This window comes from Thermosynechococcus sp. B1 (genome assembly GCF_030322985.1).
Classification (GTDB): Bacteria; Cyanobacteriota; Cyanobacteriia; order Thermosynechococcales; family Thermosynechococcaceae; genus Thermosynechococcus.
Window position 1 is genome coordinate 168299 of record NZ_CP096573.1, and the last position, 18442, is coordinate 186740.

The 18442-nt window shown below is 52.2% G+C and carries 17 protein-coding genes; 8 read left to right on the forward strand and 9 right to left on the reverse strand.

Annotated features, from left to right (window positions below):
• Positions 1-79 precede the first annotated feature (79 nt).
• Genes M0644_RS00840 through M0644_RS00855 form a run of 4 tightly spaced genes read right to left on the reverse strand, consistent with a single transcriptional unit; the run spans position 80 to position 3242 of the window.
• Positions 80-1024, reverse strand: coding sequence for a branched-chain amino acid ABC transporter permease (locus M0644_RS00840; protein WP_286626182.1), 945 nt, complete (start codon positions 1022-1024; stop codon positions 80-82).
• Between the two features lie 8 nt (positions 1025-1032).
• The gene (locus tag M0644_RS00845; RefSeq protein WP_286626183.1) at positions 1033-1329 is read right to left on the reverse strand and encodes a hypothetical protein; all 297 of its coding nucleotides are present in this window, start codon (positions 1327-1329) and stop codon (positions 1033-1035) included.
• Positions 1330-1343: 14 nt separating this feature from the next.
• Positions 1344-2585 (reverse strand): hypothetical protein, encoded by a 1242-nt coding sequence (locus M0644_RS00850; RefSeq protein WP_286626184.1) that lies wholly within the window; start codon positions 2583-2585, stop codon positions 1344-1346.
• A gap of 48 nt (positions 2586-2633) precedes the next feature.
• Positions 2634-3242 (reverse strand): hypothetical protein, encoded by a 609-nt coding sequence (locus M0644_RS00855; protein ID WP_149817280.1) that lies wholly within the window; start codon positions 3240-3242, stop codon positions 2634-2636.
• A 174-nt stretch (positions 3243-3416) separates the two neighbouring features.
• Here M0644_RS00855 and M0644_RS00860 point away from each other — a divergent pair, with 174 nt between their 5' ends.
• From M0644_RS00860 to M0644_RS00890, 7 genes are all read left to right on the forward strand, one after another.
• Positions 3417-4427, forward strand: coding sequence for an isochorismatase (locus tag M0644_RS00860; RefSeq protein ID WP_286626185.1), 1011 nt, complete (start codon positions 3417-3419; stop codon positions 4425-4427).
• A 77-nt stretch (positions 4428-4504) separates the two neighbouring features.
• A complete protein-coding gene (gene fbp, locus M0644_RS00865) occupies positions 4505-5545 on the forward strand; it encodes a class 1 fructose-bisphosphatase (protein ID WP_149817284.1) in 1041 nt (346 codons plus the stop codon).
• Positions 5546-5555: 10 nt separating this feature from the next.
• A complete protein-coding gene (zwf, locus tag M0644_RS00870; protein WP_286626186.1) occupies positions 5556-7085 on the forward strand; it encodes a glucose-6-phosphate dehydrogenase in 1530 nt (509 codons plus the stop codon).
• 66 nt (positions 7086-7151) lie between these two features.
• A complete protein-coding gene (opcA, locus tag M0644_RS00875; RefSeq protein ID WP_149817288.1) occupies positions 7152-8486 on the forward strand; it encodes a glucose-6-phosphate dehydrogenase assembly protein OpcA in 1335 nt (444 codons plus the stop codon).
• An 11-nt stretch (positions 8487-8497) separates the two neighbouring features.
• Positions 8498-10747, forward strand: a complete 2250-nt coding sequence (locus M0644_RS00880) for a cation:proton antiporter (RefSeq protein WP_286626187.1) — start codon at positions 8498-8500, stop codon at positions 10745-10747.
• Between the two features lie 486 nt (positions 10748-11233).
• Positions 11234-12241: a transposase gene (locus M0644_RS00885; protein WP_399373867.1), complete on the forward strand. Its 1008-nt coding sequence runs from the start codon at positions 11234-11236 to the stop codon at positions 12239-12241.
• Between the two features lie 38 nt (positions 12242-12279).
• On the forward strand, positions 12280-13179 hold the full coding sequence (locus M0644_RS00890) for a hypothetical protein (RefSeq protein ID WP_286626189.1): 900 nt from the start codon (positions 12280-12282) through the stop codon (positions 13177-13179).
• A 145-nt stretch (positions 13180-13324) separates the two neighbouring features.
• On the opposite strand, the gene M0644_RS00895 is transcribed toward M0644_RS00890, so the two are convergent.
• From M0644_RS00895 to M0644_RS00915, 5 genes are all read right to left on the reverse strand, one after another.
• Positions 13325-14161, reverse strand: coding sequence for an EcsC family protein (locus M0644_RS00895; protein WP_286626191.1), 837 nt, complete (start codon positions 14159-14161; stop codon positions 13325-13327).
• Positions 14158-14286 (reverse strand): hypothetical protein, encoded by a 129-nt coding sequence (locus tag M0644_RS00900; RefSeq protein WP_255451688.1) that lies wholly within the window; start codon positions 14284-14286, stop codon positions 14158-14160. The genes M0644_RS00895 and M0644_RS00900 overlap by 4 nt, the downstream gene beginning before the upstream one ends.
• Positions 14287-14385: 99 nt before the next feature.
• A complete protein-coding gene (locus M0644_RS00905; protein WP_286626192.1) occupies positions 14386-14958 on the reverse strand; it encodes a Uma2 family endonuclease in 573 nt (190 codons plus the stop codon).
• Positions 14959-15092: 134 nt separating this feature from the next.
• Positions 15093-17006, reverse strand: coding sequence for a tRNA uridine-5-carboxymethylaminomethyl(34) synthesis enzyme MnmG (gene mnmG, locus M0644_RS00910; RefSeq protein ID WP_286626193.1), 1914 nt, complete (start codon positions 17004-17006; stop codon positions 15093-15095).
• Between the two features lie 28 nt (positions 17007-17034).
• The gene (locus M0644_RS00915; protein WP_149817300.1) at positions 17035-17325 is read right to left on the reverse strand and encodes a YggT family protein; all 291 of its coding nucleotides are present in this window, start codon (positions 17323-17325) and stop codon (positions 17035-17037) included.
• Positions 17326-17617: 292 nt separating this feature from the next.
• On the opposite strand from M0644_RS00915, the gene M0644_RS00920 reads away from it, so the two are divergent.
• Positions 17618-18430 carry a hypothetical protein gene (locus M0644_RS00920; protein ID WP_286626195.1) on the forward strand — a complete coding sequence of 271 codons (813 nt, stop codon included), beginning with the start codon at positions 17618-17620 and terminating at the stop codon, positions 18428-18430.
• The last annotated feature ends 12 nt before the right edge of the window (positions 18431-18442 follow it).

Consider the following 18442-nt stretch of genomic DNA (forward strand, 5'->3'; position numbering starts at 1 on the left):
TGAGATGGGCTGCAGGAGAAAGAGGGTTCAATGGCGCAACGCAGATGGGACATGAAGCAGCCAAATGCAGGAGGACTGATTACATTTTCCTCGTTTTGTTGCCCAATAGGGTGCACCAGAGCGATCGCCAGTTGGGAGACTGGCACAACCCTTGGGGAAAGAACCGTGTGCCGAGGATAATCAGCAACCCATAGAGCATCAGACGCCCATCGCGGAAAAAAGTGGCCACTGCCACTGGCAAATAGGGTTGATCGGCGAGTCCCCGCAGGAGTTCGGGCAGAGCCGTAAAGAGCATACCGCCAGCGATCGCCCCCACAAACGTCCGATTGCCCCCCACCAGCACTGCTGTCAGTGCCAACACCCCCGTATCAAACGTGCCCTGCCGCGGATTCCAAGTATTCAAAAGATGGGCCGCCAAAACTCCCGCCACCCCCGCTAGAATCGCCCCCAAGACAAACCCCAAAACCTTGTAGCGAGTGGTATCAATACCGAGGGTCTGTGCCACCAATTCATCGGCACGAATGGCCTGCATCGCCTTGCCCGCACGGGTTTGTTCCAAGCGACCGATGGCGATCGCCACCATGATCAGCAAGGGCAGCGTCAGCCACAAATAGCCCAAGGGTGTACTAAAGGGTTGGGGAATGCCAAAGATGCCGATCGCCCCCCCAGTCACCTCCAGATTGAGTGCCAACACCCGCAGCACCTCAGAGAAAGCAATCGTCGCAATGGCAAAATAAATGCCCCGCAACCGCAGCACCGGCACCCCCAAGCCCCAGCCCACCAGACCACAGACAATAGCCGCCAACACCATTTCCCCCAGCACCAAAGGCACCGGATAGGGGTTCAGTCCTGCAAAAACACGGGTGGAGAGCAGTGCAGCAATATAGCCACCCATGGCATAAAAGGCTGGACTGGCAAGGGAGAGTTGACCACTCATCAGAGGCAAATAGAGCGACAAGGCCAACATTGCCCCCAAGGTCATTGAAACAATCAAGAAATCGTAGGTGCCAAGCCAACCCGCCATAGCTAGCGCTAGAGATCCACCGTACAGGCCGGCACGCTTCCCTCCACAAGCTGCTGCAACTCGGTAATCATCGCCGCTTCGAGGGTCTTATCCCCCAAGCGAATCGTCAGACGCGACAGCCGCAGGGAGGCCGTAATCCGACCGCTAGGAAGATCTAACCACACCAACTGTTGAAACTGGCGACAGCGACCGCCATAGCGTTGGGCAAGGGTGGCGAGTTCCTCGCTGGTGGGCGATCGCCCCAGATCCATATCAACCACCCATGTGCCCCCACATTCCCGCCGTTTAGAGAGTTGAATTGGCATTCTCAGAACTTAACTTATAGGCGTTGAGCATAAAATTCACACCAAGGATCGCCCTTTTCCCGCGCCTTCACCTCTGCCCCTTGAAACACACCGCCCCGTTGAAAGAGACGATTGTAAAACGCCTCATCTAAGACAGGCTTCTGTTGAATGCGCCCGTTATAGACAATGTTCATCATTGCCGGTACCGCCCCTTGGGCAAAATAGCAGGCCGGTTGGGCAGCATGGGGATAAGAGGCTAAGAAGTAGTTGGTTTCGTAGTTGCCATCAATGGCCACCCGACAGGATTCATTCCTGACCACCTCTAGGGCTTGCCAACGCCCCCACCCCAAACTACTGGCAACGGCATAGCCCCCGTGAATCCAATCGGTATCGGTTTTCAACATCGGGCCAACGACCGTTTCCCACTCCAAGGATTCCATGATATTGCCAAAGGTATAAAAGACACAAACATGGCCCGATTCACGAATCAACGCCTGTCCCACCTCTAAAAGCTGTGGATCCACCTTTTGCAGCTCATCAAGGAAACGGTACTGAATGCGGTTGTAGTAGTTGGCAGGCATCCGCGTCAGCAGCACATTAAAGGCACGAATTTGACCATTCGCATCCCCTTCCAGGGGCAGTCCCCACAGAGCTTCGTTCACCGCATCGTAGTCCACACTGGTTTCTGCTTTTGGCAACGGGACGGGTTGATCAATGAGCTTGCCCATTTGCGGACTCGGTGTTAGGGAGCGGCGCACCGGTGCTTTGGTCACATGGATCATGCAGTGATCCTGCCGCGTCACCGCCATACAACTGGTTTCTTCAGCCACATAGGTACCCAACGCCGCAAAGGTGGCATCTAGGGCTGCCGCCACATAACCCACCGCCAAGTGATCAATGGGTTTCGTGCGGCTCACCTGCTCACCGTATTTTCCAAGCCAGCCCTCTGCATAGTGGGAGTGGGTTAATTCCACCTCACCCCCCTCTTCTGTCACCTCAAAGTTGAGGCGGCCAAAGCCCAAGAAGCTAAAAATTTGGGCGGCGGTGGCAAGGCGTTCCGCTGGCGTTTGCACTCCCAACGTATTAAAGGCATTGGCGAGCAAGCTATAGAAAATCTCTTGGGCTGAGGTCTGTAGGATAGTGACGCCATCAATCCAGTCGGGGTCTTCAATGGTTTGCTGGAGAAATAGGTTGTAGTGGTGGCAGTGAAAAATTACCGGCTCGTTAAAAAAAGCCACCAGCTTGCGGGGGCGATCGATACGGAGATGCTCAAACATGGGTACAAATCTTTTCTTAAGTTTCTAATTAGGGGCAGTTCAACAACACTAGGGAAGCGCAACGGGGAGACGTTCCACGCCCAAAATATCGGCCACACCCTTATAGAGAATCCGCACTTCCCGCTCATCCAATTGGCCTTGTTCCAGCCGCTCGCGGTGCAAGCCCGTTTTCAACGAGAGCCGCAGCGTCACAAAGTTGGGATCCGGGGCATAGCGACGGGCATAACTAAGCAGCAGTTGAGCGACGGAGGTCGTGTTATCCTGCACGGGGGGCAGCAGTGGCTTGCCATCCGCCAAGATCGCCTTAATGCGCTCAAAGACCAGCTTCAGGTTCGTGCTACCCTTGGTCAGAAACAGGACAAAGTAGGGAGTTTTGCTGAAGGCTTTGATGACCAGTCGTACCTCTGCCGAACCCGCTAGCAGATAGTCTGCCTCCGAGGCCGGATCCACCACTTGGCACACGCGATTGTTGGCTCGCAGCAGATCGCTGGCATAGGCACCCAAAGAACTCAAGGACTCATTTTCAAGGCTGTTGCCACTGTAGTTAATTTCGGCAATGGTTGCTCCATCCGTCATGCGGCCAATCAACACGGCCAAAACGCCCGGCACCCCAGCAATGTGTTGTTCTAAAACACTCTTGAGTGTACGCACCAGCATTGCGAGTTTCCTAATCAAGATTAAGCTTTGACTAACTCTACTTTATAGAGGGAATCAATTGTTGCGCATCCGTAGAATTTCTGATATTCTAGATTTTTATTAAAAATTAACAATTGTATCCGCAAATACTTTATTACACTATTTTGCAGCGGGTCTGCAGCGGAGCCCTTGCCTATGGCGCCGATCACAGAACTGCCCATCCCTGAATTTTTTGATGCCACTAAGGTTGCTCAAGTGTGGCGCGTTCCCTACCAAGAGCGGGCAGCGCAGGCGCGGCAATGGGCACAGCGGTATCAAATTCCCCCTGCCGCTGAGGATCAGCAGCGTACGATCCTTTTGCTCATTGATGTCCAAAACACGTTTTGCTTACCCGACTTTGAGCTATTTGTCCACGGTGCCGTTGCGGATAATCAACGCCTCTGCCGCTTTATCTATACCCACCTTACTCACATTAGCGAGATTATCGTTACCCTCGATACCCATACCGCCAGTCAAATTTTTCATCCCCTCTTTTGGAGAGATGCTACCGGGGAACCGCCGCCACCCCTAACCACGATTACCGTTGACGATGTTGAGCGCGGGCGCTGGCAACCCAATCCCCATTTGCTGACCTCCCTCGGCATGACTGATCAAGAAAGTTTGCAGGCCTATGCCCGGCACTATGTTGCCCAGTTAGCCGCCAAAGGCAAATTTCCGTTGACGATTTGGCCTTACCACTCGATGCTGGGGGGAATTGGTCATGCACTGGTGTCTGCTGTGGAGGAGGCCTGTTTCTTTCACACCGTGGCGCGACAGCAGCAAACCCGCATCGAACTCAAGGGGAGCCATCCCCTGACCGAAAATTATTCGGTGCTGCGGCCAGAGGTGAGCCATGACCCCCAAGGGCGTCCCTTAGTGGCGGTGAATCGGGCTTTGATTGAGCATCTGCTGGCGGGCGATCGCCTGATCATTGCCGGTCAAGCCAAAAGTCACTGTGTTGCTTGGACGGTGGCTGACCTGCTCAGTGAAATTCAGCAGCGCGATCCCCAACTCGCCCAGCGGGTCTATCTCCTTGAGGATTGTATGTCCCCTGTGGTGGTGCCGGGGGTCGTGGACTTTAGTGAAACTGCCAATGCAACCTTTGCCGAGTTTGCTGCTGCCGGCATGCACCGGATCACCACTAGCAGTGCTCCTTGGAATCTTTAGTTGATCTAAAGACTTACCACTTCTGAAAAGAGACAGTTTAGGATCGGGGCTAGACGCATCCTCACTAGGGAGGGGCAATGACTGACTACGCAGCCCATGAACAGGCTCTCGATCGCGATTGTTTGACCCTATCTCGGCACGTTCTCCAGCAACTCCAAAGCTTTGACGCCGCTGCCCAAGACCTCAGTGCCCTAATGAATCGCATTGCCCTTGCTGGCAAGCTCATTGCCCGCCGTTTGAGTCGAGCGGGTCTCATGGAGGGGGTGTTGGGCTTTACGGGGGCAGTGAACATCCAAGGGGAAGACGTCAAAAAAATGGATGTCTATGCCAATGAAGTCTTTATTGCGGCCTTCAAGCAAAGTGGCCTAGTGTGTCGCCTCGCCTCCGAGGAAATGGAGAAGCCCTACTACATTCCAGAAAATTGCCCCATTGGTCGCTATACCCTCCTCTACGACCCCCTCGATGGTTCCTCCAATGTGGACATTAACCTGAACGTGGGATCAATTTTTGCGATTCGCCAGCAGGAGGGCACTGATCTAGACGGCACCGCTGCTGATCTTCTACAAGATGGCCACAAGCAAATTGCCGCTGGCTACATTCTCTATGGCCCTAGTACGATGCTGGTCTATTCCCTGGGCAGGGGCACCCATGTTTTTGTCCTTGACCCTAGCCTCGGAGAATTTATTCTGGCGATCGAGAACCTGCAAATTCCCGCTAGTGGCCCGATCTACAGTGTCAACGAAGGCAACTTCTGGGCATGGGAAGAATCCATTCGTAACTATGTCCGCCATGTCCATCGCCAGCCCGGCTACAGTGCCCGCTACAGTGGTGCCCTTGTCGGCGATATTCACCGCATCCTCATGCAGGGGGGGGTCTTTCTCTATCCGGGCACCCAAAAAAATCCGGCGGGTAAGTTGCGTCTACTCTACGAAGCGGCACCGATCGCCTTCCTCGTGGAACAGGCCGGTGGCAAAGCCAGTACCGGCACCCAACCCCTCCTCGATGTCGTGCCTGATCATCTGCACATGCGCACACCGCTGATCATTGGCAGTCCTGAGAATGTTGCTCTCGTTGAATCCTTCATCCGGCAAGCCCCTGCCAATCCAACCGTGACTTAGGTGTAAACCCATGGTAACCCTATTTGAAAATCCCCTGCGGGTCGGATTACGCCAAGAGCGCACCCCAGAACCACTGATTCTAGTGATTTTTGGTGCCAGTGGAGATCTCACCCAGCGCAAGCTCATTCCCTCCATTTATCAACTGAAACTGGAACGCCGTCTGCCCCCAGAACTCACGATTGTTGGTGTGGCGCGTCGCGACTGGAGTGATGACTATTTTCGCGAGCATCTGCGCCAAGGGGTCGAGGAATTTGGCGGCGGCATTCAGGCGGAACCCCTGTGGCAGGAATTTGCCCAAGGCCTGTTTTACTGCTCTGGCAATATGGATGATCCCGCCGCCTACACCAAACTGAAAACCCTCTTGGCCGAGCTGGATGAAAAACGCCAAACTCGCGGCAATCGCGTCTTTTACCTTGCGGTCTCACCGAGCTTTTTCGTTGAAGCGATTCAACAACTAGGGGCAGCCGGTCTATTGAGTGATCCCCAAAAGCATCGCCTCGTCATTGAAAAGCCCTTTGGCCGCGATCTCACCTCTGCCCAAGTCCTCAATGAAGTGGTGCAGTCGGTGTGCAAAGAGGAGCAGGTTTACCGTATTGACCACTACCTCGGCAAAGAAACCGTTCAAAACCTGATGGTGTTTCGCTTTGCTAATGCTATTTTTGAACCCCTCTGGAACCGCCAGTACGTAGATCATGTGCAGATTACCGTTGCCGAAACCGTGGGGGTTGAAGACCGCGCGGGCTACTATGAAACTTCGGGTGCTCTGCGGGACATGGTGCAAAACCACATCCTTCAGTTATTGGCCTTGACCGCCATGGAACCCCCCAATGCCCTCGATGCCGATAGTCTGCGCAACGAAAAGGTGAAGGTGCTCCAAGCCACCCGTTTAGCAGATTTGGATAATCTCGATGCCTGTGCTGTCCGCGGCCAATACCGAGCCGGCTGGATGAAGGGCAAACCTGTGGTGGGTTACCGCGAAGAACCGGGGGTGAGTCCCACCTCCACCACCCCCACCTATGTGGCACTCAAACTGGTGATTGATAACTGGCGCTGGCAGGGGGTGCCCTTTTATTTGCGCACGGGTAAACGCTTGGCAAAAAAAGTGACGGAAATCTCGATTCAGTTTCGCGATGTGCCCCTGCTGATTTTCCAGTCGGCCGCCCGCCAAACTAACCCCAATATTCTAACAATGCGTATCCAGCCGAATGAGGGGATTGCCCTGCGCTTTGAGGCAAAGATGCCCGGTGCAGATCTGCGCACGCGCACGGTGGAAATGGACTTTAGCTACGGCTCCTCCTTTGGAATGGCAACGGCGGATGCCTATGCGCGGCTCTTACTGGACTGCATGCTCGGGGATCAAACCCTGTTTACCCGGGCAGATGAGGTGGAAGCGGCTTGGCGGGTGGTGATGCCAGTGCTCAGTGCTTGGGATGCCCCTACGGATCCAGACACGATTCCCACCTATGAAGCGGGGACATGGGATCCCGATGCCGCAGAAGCGATGATTAATGCCGATGGTCGGCGGTGGCGGCGACTGTGATCTTTATCCATCATGGGAAGAGATGGGAATCAAGGCCGAACTTCATTCACAGATAGGTACCTAGGTATGGCAACTGAATCAACTCCCCTCGTAGCGCTCCAAGATCCCGTGGATGTCTCGTTAGATGATATTGAGCAAAGTTTGCGGCAAATTTGGCTCAGCCATGGCGGAGATGGTACGGCGCCAGCAGCAGTGCGGGCAACCACCTTTACCCTAGTTGTCTATGAGGCGGATGATACCCAACAATTGCTAGCGGCCTTGGGCTACTACACAGGCCCCATTGATGGTATCCTTGGCCCCCGCATGCAGTCGGCGATTCGTGCTGCTGAAAAGAATCACAACTTGCCCTTGACGGGTCGAGTCACGCCCCAACTGCGGCAGGCCTTGCAGGCAGAATATGCTCAGGGAACCCCTCGGGGCGATCGCTATGCGGTAGATATGCGCGGTAGTGGCATTGCTGACGCGATCGCCAGCCAAAATCCCTGTCGGGTGATTGCCCTGTGTCCTACCCTTGGCGAAGATACGGGAATTACTGCTCAGGTGGCGGCCTACTGCCCGATTAACAAAAAGATGCGCAGTTCCCTCGTTTGCTGTGAATACATTACCCTCAAGGGCACCCATAGCGCCTTCCAGCGGGTGGAACCCCTGTTGCAGTCTTTAATCATTCGCGAACTCCCCCGCTTTTTGTGGTGGAAGGGGGACTTGTTCAATAACTTTGAGTTGTTTCAAACCCTTGCGCCCCAATTTAGCCGCGTGATTGTGGATTCCAGTGAATTTCTCGATCCGCTGCGGGGCTTGCGGGCGATCGCGCCTTTGCTGGAGCAGAACCTTCCCCTCGCAGATTTGAACTGGCGCCGTCTGGGGGCATGGCAAGAACTGGCCGCCGAAGCCTTTGATCCCCCCGAACGCCGTTTGGCCATTCAGGAAATTGATCAGGTGGTCATTGACTACGAAAAGGGCAATCCTGCCCAAGCTTTAATGTACCTTGGCTGGTTAGCTTCCCGGCTTCAGTGGCAGCCGCGCCAGATCCGCCACGAGTGCGGTGACTATGATGTCTATCACGTGGAATTGGTGGCCTCCGATCAACGGTTGATTAAGGCAGAATTAGCAGGTATTCCCACGGGTGATGCTGGCCTCGTGCTGGGGGATTTAATTGACCTCAAACTCACCTCCTCCAATCTCCAAGCCGATTGCTGTACAATCATTTGCTCAGAAACCCGTGGCTGTATGCGCATGGAGGCCGGGGGCAGTGCTCAAATGTGCCGTACTTATCATGTGTCTCCCCTGAGTGATCTCACGGCTGAGGTGCTCTTGAGTCAGGAACTTCAGCGCTGGGGACAAGACTTCCTCTACAGTGAGAGTTTTGCCGTTGTGGCTCAGATGCTAGCCTTGATGCCCTAGCATGAGATCCCATGACTGAAGATTTTCGCCTTGTCATTGACCTCAGTGTGGTACTGGGGGCAGCGGCAGTGGGGGGTGTGTTGGCGGCTTTGCTGCGACAACCGATCCTGCTGGGCTACCTTTTGGCCGGTATGTTGGTCGGGCCAACGGGCTTGGGACTCCTCAAGGAAGTACCCCAGGTGGAAGGTTTGGCACAACTGGGGGTGGCCTTTTTGCTCTTTGCCCTAGGGGTGAGCTTCTCCCTCGGTGAAATTCGCAAAGTTCAAGGGGTTAGCTTGGGGGGCAGTGCCCTGCAAATTCTCCTGACCATTGCAGTTACAACGCTCATTTCCGTTGGGGTTGGCTGGGTAAGTTCCCCCAATCAGGGGATTTTCCTCGGTGCTGTCCTCTCCCTCTCGTCAACAGCAGTGGTGCTGCGCAGCCTCATGGATCGCAATGAGCTGGAGTCGATCCAAGGGCAAATTATGCTGGGCATCTTGGTGGTGCAGGATCTGGCGGTGGGCTTGATGATTGCCGTCTTACCCGCCCTGAACAAACCCCCAGAGGAGTTGGGACTTGCCCTCGGCCAAGCAGTCTTGACCATTGCTTTGATTGCCGTGGGGGCGATCGCCGCTGGGATGTGGTTGCTGCCGCCTCTGCTACGGCTACTGGCCAAAACAGAAAGTCGTGAGCTTTTCCTTTTAGGCGTCGTTGCCCTCTGTTTGGGAATTGCCCTGCTGACCCAGTATTTGGGGCTTTCGATTGAGATTGGTGCCTTTATTGCCGGTCTGATGATCTCCGAGGTGGAGTATGCCGATCAAACCCTCGATTACGTGGAATCGATCCGCGATGTCTTTACCACGCTCTTCTTCGCTTCCATTGGTATGCTCATTGATCCAGTGTTTCTCTGGCAGCACTCGGATCGCATTATTGAACTGGTCAGCCTAGTGATTCTGGGTAAATTCCTGATCACCACCCCCATTGTCAAGCTCTTTGGCTATTCGTGGAAAACGTCGTTACTGGCGGGGATTGGGCTGGCTCAGATTGGGGAATTTTCCTTTGTACTGCTGACAGCAGGGCGGGGCTTGGGGTTGGTGTCCCAACAAGTTTATCTGCTCACCCTCGGCACGACAGCAGTGACGTTGCTGGTGACGCCCTTTTTGTTAAAGCTGGTGCCTGTGCTGTTGGAACTGCCCCTACTGCGCCGTATCCTCAAGGAAGATGAAATCCTCGACATGGATTTAACGGGGTTGCCGCAGCGGAATCATGTGATTGTCTGTGGCTATGGTCGCGTCGGCAAGAGTGTGGTGAAACTCCTCCAAAAACAAAATTATCCCGTGTTGGTCATTGAGCAAAGTGAAACGGTGATTAACGAAGTGCGCGATGCCCAACTGCCCTACATTTACGGCAATGCTGCTAGTACCACCATTCTGGCCAAAGCAGGCGTCGATCAAGCCCTTGGTATGGCGATCGCCCTCTCGGAGAGTATGAGTACCCGCCTCTGTCTCAAGCGTGCCCTAGAGTTTGCCCCGGAACTGGATGTTATTGTGCGCGCCAATAGCGATCGCGACATTGAGTTGCTTTATCAACTGGGGGCACGGGAGGTGGTGCAGCCCGAGTTTGAAGCCAGTCTGGAGTTGGCCGCTCATCTATTCTTTACGCTAGGCATGGGTGAACGCCACATTCAGCAGCAGGTACAACAGGTGCGCGACAGCCACTACGCCAATTTGCGCGGCGATACTCCCCCTGAGGGAACCGCCCGTCTCCTGCGGCAAGCGGCTCAGGATATGAATAGTCGCTGGCTGACCGTCCCTGAGGATTCCCCCATTCGGGGCATGAGTCTTGCGGAAATTCAACTGCGCCAGTTGACGGGGGTGACTCTGTTGGCCATTGTCCGTGCCGATGGTACTGAGGTGGATTATCCCAGTGGTGAAACCTGTCTGCAGGGGGGCGATCGCCTCCTGATTGTTGGTCAGCCAGCAGAGTTTGAAGCTTGTGAAGCCCTGATCAATGGCCGTGTCAGTGTGCCCCAAGGGGAAACCTTGTTTCTTTGGATCATGTTGCCCAAAGAGATTGGCGAACAACATCGCACCATTGCCGATCTGCATCTGCCTGAGACCATCACCATCCGTGCCCTGCGGCGAGAGGGAACGCTGCTCTTGGAACCCAAGGAGGACTGTCCCCTAATGGCGGGCGATCGCCTCCTTCTCACTGGCTCTATGAATGCCCTACAGCGCATTGGTGATCAACTGCAAGCGCGATCCACTCCGCTGCCACCGTGAGCACGCAGTAGCGAGCACCGTGGGGATACTGATGTTCCTTGACTATAGCTAGAAAACTCACCCCAACGTGCCCCAAATGATCTTCTATTCAAGCCCAACAGCACCGCCAATCTCATTTAGCCAGACTTAAGAAACTCTATTATTATTACTAGCCAAATTAGCTTTGGCTTCTGTTAACAAGAGTCAACCCCTAGTATAATCTTATAAGAAAAATCATTCCTTCTCCAAAAAAGCAGATACAAGAAGTCATGTTACTAAATCAATTTTTTTTAAGAGGAATTAGGAAAACGATCAGGGCTATTAGACTGTTTCTGATTGCACCGGCAAGAAACCCAATTACAAAACTTGAGTCTTACCTATACTTGCCCTACATAGAAAAGAATGCAAACATACTTCAGTTTGATCGGGATATTAATAATATAGTAGATATCCCTATGAGACAGAAGTGTTGAAAGATAGTTTGAGAGGCTAGAAAAAAGGGAAGAAATGTCATATTCTTCCCTTAAAAGAAGAAGAAAAAATCAATTTACTATGGCATCTTTTGCAACTCTTGTCAAGTCCATTCTCAATCGGCTCAGCCCCTGTGACTACCCCGTGCTGAACTCTCAATTGTTCTTCAAAATCTGGTTGACCTACGTTCTCGACCAAGGGTTAACCAGTATGAGAGCCTTATTTTATCGCTTGAATCATGCAGGGATTACAGTGGATATGTCCACGTTTTCCAAAGCCAACAAAACTCGGACAACCAGCTTATTTGAGGGGATTTACACTCAACTGATGTCTCAAGCTCAAAAGAGACATCGTACTTCAAGCATGACGCTGTTTCCTATCGATTCAACCATCATTACCCTGACCAGTAAACTCTTTTGGTTCTATAAATATCATCAAGTGAAGTTACTTACGGGATTTGATTTAACAGAGAACATCATGGGTAAAGCGGTGATTTCTTTTGGGGAGAGACATGACCTGAGCTTTCAAGAGGAGATTCTAGAAATGATCCCTGAGAATGCTGTTGTAATCATGGATAGAGGGTTTGCGAGCTGGCAATTTTTAGAGCGACTAAGTGAGAGGAAGTGCCCATTTGTTGTACGTATCAAGAATAACATGAGAATGAAGCTCAATCATGAGAGATATCGCGTGGTTCAATTTTTTGACGAGAATCAAACGGAGTTTCGTATAGCGACAAATCTAAAGGAGCTGAGTGATGAGGAAGTGAGTGAGTTATATCGGCATCGGTGGGCGATTGAGAACCTATGGAAATTTCTGAAGATGCATTTATCATTAGACAAGTTGATTACGAAGAGTTTGAACGGGGTGATAAATCAGATTTATATGGTTTTAATTGCCTATTTAATTTTAGAGCTGGTGGAGATACCTGAATACTTTGGGAAGAAGCTATTAGACAAATTGCGATATTTGCAACTGGAACTCAGTCGTCGCTGCTCAATAGTGCATTGGAGCTTTGATTGGCAGCCAGAGCTACTGGTCACTTAAAATGTTAAGTTTTGTTGCAGAATTCAACACTTCTGCCTATGAGAGCTTGCTATCACTTAGTTCCAGAAGAATTTTCACAAAATTCACTCTACGGTATATCCAAAACAATCAAGCAGTACGCTGGCATTCAGCCTAAAAAAAAGCTTCTGGCGCCTATCGAACATGGTTGTTATCTAGATGATTCCGGAGCACCTGACGATGATCCCTTTGCAAGGGCAATTATTACATTCAGTGAGTTTAGAAAAGAAGTTATTTCAAAGTATACAGAGAGGAAATTATTACCTATAGGCCCATATATACATTACGCAGAGTTAATCGATATTGAAACACTAAAGGATTACAAGAAAAAACTTGGAAAAACGCTACTATTTTTCCCTGCACACTCAACTCATCTAATTAAAACTTCATTCAATCATTTACAGGCTATCGAATGGCTTAGAAGAGTATCAAAGGATCATCAGTTTGAATCAGTACTTATTTGTTTTTACTGGAAAGATTGCCGTCCTGAAATTGTAGAACTCTACCTGAATGCAGGGTTTCACTGCACAACAGCAGGTCACATTTATGATTGGAATTTTCTGAATCGTCTTAAATCAATCATTTGGCTGTCAGATGTCACTGCTTCTAACGCTATTGGTACTCACATTGGGTACTGTATTTACATGAATAAACCCCATTGGCTATTTGAACAACAGATAATCTGTACAGCAGATGTTCTGATCAACATTCCCTTGAAAATCAGGGTAGAGAATGGTATAAAATCTTATCAAGAAAGAAAAACATATCAATCAATTTCATCACATTTAACGAATTTATTTCGCGATATCTCACTGAGTGTTACACATGATCAGTATGAAGCCTGTAACTATTTTTGGGGATTTAACTGTATCAAGACAGCAGAAGAAATGAAAAGAGAATTGACTCCATTAATTGAATAAAATTGAGTAACCCCGATAGTGACAAACGACTGTTTCTTTTCTTGAGGTAGCCATTCCAAAACAGCGTCATCGGCAAGATAGTAGTGGATTGTTTCTTCTACAGAGATTTTGGCACGACCATGGACTTTGGCGGCGGTAGCCGTTGTCAACCATCCACTCCGCTGCCACCGTGAGCACGCAGTAGCCAACGCAACTGATAAACATATCGCGCGGTCGTTGCCACTTCTCGGGCAAATTGTTCGCTTTCCAGAACCCCCAAAGCAGTGCCAATCACGGGGATCAACTCGCCACTCAATTCTTCGCTCAACGTCACTAATGCGCGACTCAACACCGCCTCCACCGTGTTGTCGGTAAAAACTTCAAAGGCACTGTCTTCCAAGAGGCTGGCGATCGCCCCCCGTTCACTGTCCTCAGAAGGATGCAGCAAACTCAACAATAGATGCTGACGTTCCTTGGCAGTGCCGGCAAAACTGATCCCCAATGTGCCCCAGATGATGTGCTGTTCAACTGTGGTCTCACTGCCAAAGCCATAGCACAAGCCCACCGCTTGAATCGTTTTGAGACCCAACAGCAGAGTTAACCCCACATCCACCAGTTCGCCCAGAAAGTCAAAGGGAGCAGTGATCAGGGCTTCCAAGGCAGCGTTGGTCAAGGCCGCACCGGCAACCCTAGCTTGCAGGCGATCGCACACCTCTAGGGGTTGATCCTTGAGATCCTGCCAATGATCGACTGGCATCCGAGTGTTCCCCAATCGCTGTTTCAGGTGTTGCCAAGCCTGATCACTATTGGCTAGTAGGCGATCGCCCGCCTTACGCAGAATCGCTAGATGTTCAGGGGACAACATCCGACTGACATGACGCTCGACTGTGGCATTGACCGATTGCACCGCCTGTTGCAGAGGGTTCGTTTCTTCCCGCAGCCACGCACTGATTTTTTTAATTTGTTGCCGCTCATAATCCGTAAGAGCAAGATTGCGGGTCATCGTGGCCACACCCGGGGATAACAAACCGTAAGATGAGAACCTTGCTCCTGCCGCAGCAATTGCCAAGCCACCACAAACCAGTGCTGTAATCCCGCCATGGAGTGACCGCGATAGCGACAAACCACTCCACGAATCAGGGCACTGACCTAGGGCGCGCCAAGCCTCGGCATTCATGCTGCGGAAGGGCAGTACGAACGGCAGAGGCACCCTATAATAGGGAATCCCTAATCCCAAATCAAGGTGAAATCCATTACAAAGTTAGGCAACAGGGGCTCTCCTGAAAGACAAGGGGGATGCTCGAAAACCTGCACAGCTTGCCCAGATCGATAACAGTAAACCTGTCGCATTTCGGGATCAACTAACCAACCCAGTTGGGCACCATTGTCCACATACTCCTGCATCTTGGCTTGGAGGGCAGCCAAATCATCCGTTGGTGACTTGAGTTCCAACACAAAATCAGGACAGATGGGGGCAAAGCGGCGCCGTTGCTCAGGCGTGAGGCGTTGCCAGCGACTTTTTTCAATCCAAGCGGCATCAGGGGAGCGAATGGCGCCATTGGGCAAACGGAAGCCAGCGGAGGAGTCAAAGGCTACACCCAGCTTTGTTTGTTGGTTCCAGTGCCATAACTGGGAACTGAGACTGAGGTTTTGACGGCTACTTTCACTGCCGGCAGGCGCCATGGCAATCAATTCTCCTTGGGCGCTACGCTCTAGCCGTAGCTCAGGGTTACTACGGCAAAGTTGCTCGAAGGCTTCATCAGTTAATTCAATCGTGGGACGCAGGTTCAGAGCAATCATGGGTTTGTTTTGCAAAAAAGGGAGCTTTTGGACAAGGGAGATGCTTGCCCGCTTCCCCAACTGGGTTGCCAGAAGTATACAGGGGAGCTTGATGTCTGACATAGGACAACTCTAGTTCAGACGGCCACACGGTTCTAGCCCTCCACCGCCGTTAGGGATTGCCGCTGCTGTTGCACTTGGAGATAGACCAAAAGGGCATTAATATCTGCCGGGTTGACCCCACCAATACGGCTGGCTTGACCAATGGTGAGGGGGCGGATGGCACTGAGTTTTTCCCGTGCTTCCATTGAAAGGGTGGGGATGGCAAAGTAATCCAAATCCGCAGGGAGCGGACGCTGGTCTTGACGGGCAATCTGCTCAATTTCCCGTTGCTGCCGTTCAATGTAGCCTGCGTACTTAATGGCAATTTCAACCGCCTCTTTCTCTTGGGGGGTCAGATCAGGATTGCCAAGGCCATGGCGATCTAATAGGTCGTAATGTACCCCCGATCGCCGCAGCAACTCATCAAGGGCAATGGCACTCTTAATCGCTTGACCTGTTGCAGCCACAATCGCTTCGCCCACGGGTTCATGGGCTTTAATGCGCGTCATTTGCAGGCGTTGGGTCTCCGCCGCAAGGCGCTGTTGCTTTGCTTGAAACACTTGCCACTGGGCTTCACTCACCAAGCCAATCTCATACCCCAAGGGGGTGAGCCGCTGGTCAGCATTGTCCGATCGCAACACCAAGCGATATTCCGAGCGGCTGGTGAGCATGCGGTAGGGTTCCCGCAGTTCCTTCGTGCACAGATCATCAATCAGGGTGCCGATGTAGCTCTCTTGGCGTGGGAAGGTGATCATCGGTTTCCCCTGAACAAAGCGAGCCGCATTGATCCCGGCCACAATCCCTTGGGCGGCGGCCTCCTCATAGCCGGTGGTACCGTTGATTTGCCCGGCACAAAACAGCCCCTGAATCTTTTTCGTCATCAGGGTGGGAAAGCACTGGGTTGCCGGCAAGTAGTCGTATTCCACTGCATAGGCCGGACGCAGCATGATGCAGTTTTCTAGCCCCGGCAGGGTGCGCAACAGTTGCAATTGCAGCGGTTCCGGTAGCCCCGTGGAAAAGCCTTGGATATAGAGTTCTGGTGTATCGCGGCCTTCGGGTTCAATGAAAATTTGATGGCTTTCTTTGTCAGCAAAGCGGACAATTTTATCCTCAATGCTGGGGCAGTAGCGGGGGCCTTTGGCATCCACCCAACCGCCATAGACGGGCGTCAGGTGCAAATTCTCGCGAATGAGTTGGTGGGTAGCAGCGGTGGTGCGAGTCAAGTAGCAGTTCATTTGGGGTCTTTCCACCCATGCGGTGGGGTCAAAGCTAAACCAGCGTACCTGCTCATCTGGGGGTTGCGGTTCCATCTTGCTGTAGTCCACCGATCGCCGATCTACCCGTGCGGGCGTTCCTGTTTTCAGGCGATCCACCTCAAAACCGAGCCGTGCTAAGGTTTGGGAGAGTCCCTCAGCAGCAAATTCGCCAGCCCGACCAGCGGCCATGGATTTATTTCCCACCCAAATGCGGCCACCGAGGAAGGTTCCCGTTGTCAGGATCACTGCTTGACAGCGAAAGGCGACGCCAAAGTAGGTTTCAACCCCAATCACCGTGTCATTGGCATCAAGGACTAAATCCGTGACCATGCCTTCGCGCACCAGCAAGTTGGGCTGATTTTCCACCACCTGCTTCATGACGGCGCTGTATTCGCGCTTATCGGTTTGCGCCCGCAATGCCCAGACCGCTGGCCCCCGTGAGGCATTCAGGAGCCGCTTTTGCAGATAAGTGCGATCGGTCACACGCCCAATTTCGCCTCCGAGGGCATCCACCTCGTGCACCAGTTGCGATTTGGCCGGCCCACCCACGGCAGGATTACAGGGCTGCCAAGCAATTTTATCGAGGTTGAGGGTCAGCAAGAGGGTACGACAACCCAACCGTGCCGTTGCCAAGGCCGCTTCACAGCCGGCGTGACCGGCACCAACAACAATGACATCAAATTCATCCTGAAACGCAGGCAGCGTTGACATAGCGATTGCACCCTAGGCTAGCGATGGTTTAGAAGAATGTGGCGCTACTGGAGAACCCCGATAAGAGTTGGACAATAAATTGCAAGAGGAAGAAGGCAATAATCGGCGAAAAGTCAAGGCCGCCGATGGGGGGAATCAGACCACGAAAGATATTCAGGTAGGGATCCGTTAACTGACTGAGAATCGAAAAGGGCGGATTGTACCAGTTGATATTGGGAAACCACGACAGCAGAACCCGAATCAGCAGCACAATTAAGTAGATCTGCAAAAAGTTCGCAATCCCCATCAATAGAATGGGCAATACAGGTGCCTCGGTCATTGGTCTTCCCCTTGCAAATTCAAGTGCATCCCTTATTGTACCAATGCTGGCAAGAAGCTAGCCCCAGCGGTCATTCTCCCTCGCTAGACTAGGAAATAGAAGTTTCTGCATGCATTCCCATAAAGTTATCGCTGTGCCCCTGCATAGGGGAGCGATCGCCAAAGGATAAAGAGATAGAGGCCTGTCCGACAGCGGCTTTGACTGTTTTGGGCGGGTTCCATCCTTGGGAAAAGGGCTGTATTCTGGATGGCGGCGTTTTCATTGACATTCAACTGAAGTTCAGGGGTTCAATATGTTACAGATGTCGGCCACGGGTCATACACTGGTGGGCACCTATGCCCTGATTGGATTTACCATCTCTGGCCTATCGTTTTTGCGGGCTTGGGTACAGCGGCAGTACAAGGGTTCTGTGCAACGTTTGAAGGAAGAGTGCGATCGCCTGCATAGGATTGTCAGCGAACAAGCCCAGCGCATTGAAGGGCTAAAGGAACTGGTCAGCCGTAGTGAACAGGAGCGCGATCGCCAGCGCCAAGAAATTGAGCAATTGCGCTCAGAGGTGGAACGGCTGCAAAACCGCTGTCAAGAGCTAGAAGACCAACAACAGCAACTACACACTCAAGTTAGTGACTATCGCCAACAGGTGGTGGAATTGACGCATGCCCTCAACACTAGCCAAGCGGAAAACGAAGCCCTACGGGACAATTGCGATCGCTATCGCCAAGAGCTAGAAACCGCCTACCAGCGCAGTAGCAGCCTCGAAGAAGAATACGCCAGTCAAACGGCCACATTGACTGCTTCTCTGACCACAATTGAAGCCACCTGTCGCGAAAAAGAGGCAGAACTGGCGGCCTGTCATGCCACAGTCAGCGAGCGCGATCGTGAAATTGACGAGCTACACCATGAGATTGCAGATCTCAACCAAGAAGTCGAGCAGCTTCAGCAAACCATTGACCACCTGCAAACGCAAAAACAAGGAGCAAATATCTACGCTCAGTGGCTGACATGGCTCAGCAGCACCGTGGCGATCGCAACTCTAGTACTCAACCTTGGGCCTTGGAGTCCCCTGTGGACAGCCATCTATTCTCACCTGCCCATGTTTTCCTAGAGATTCAAATTG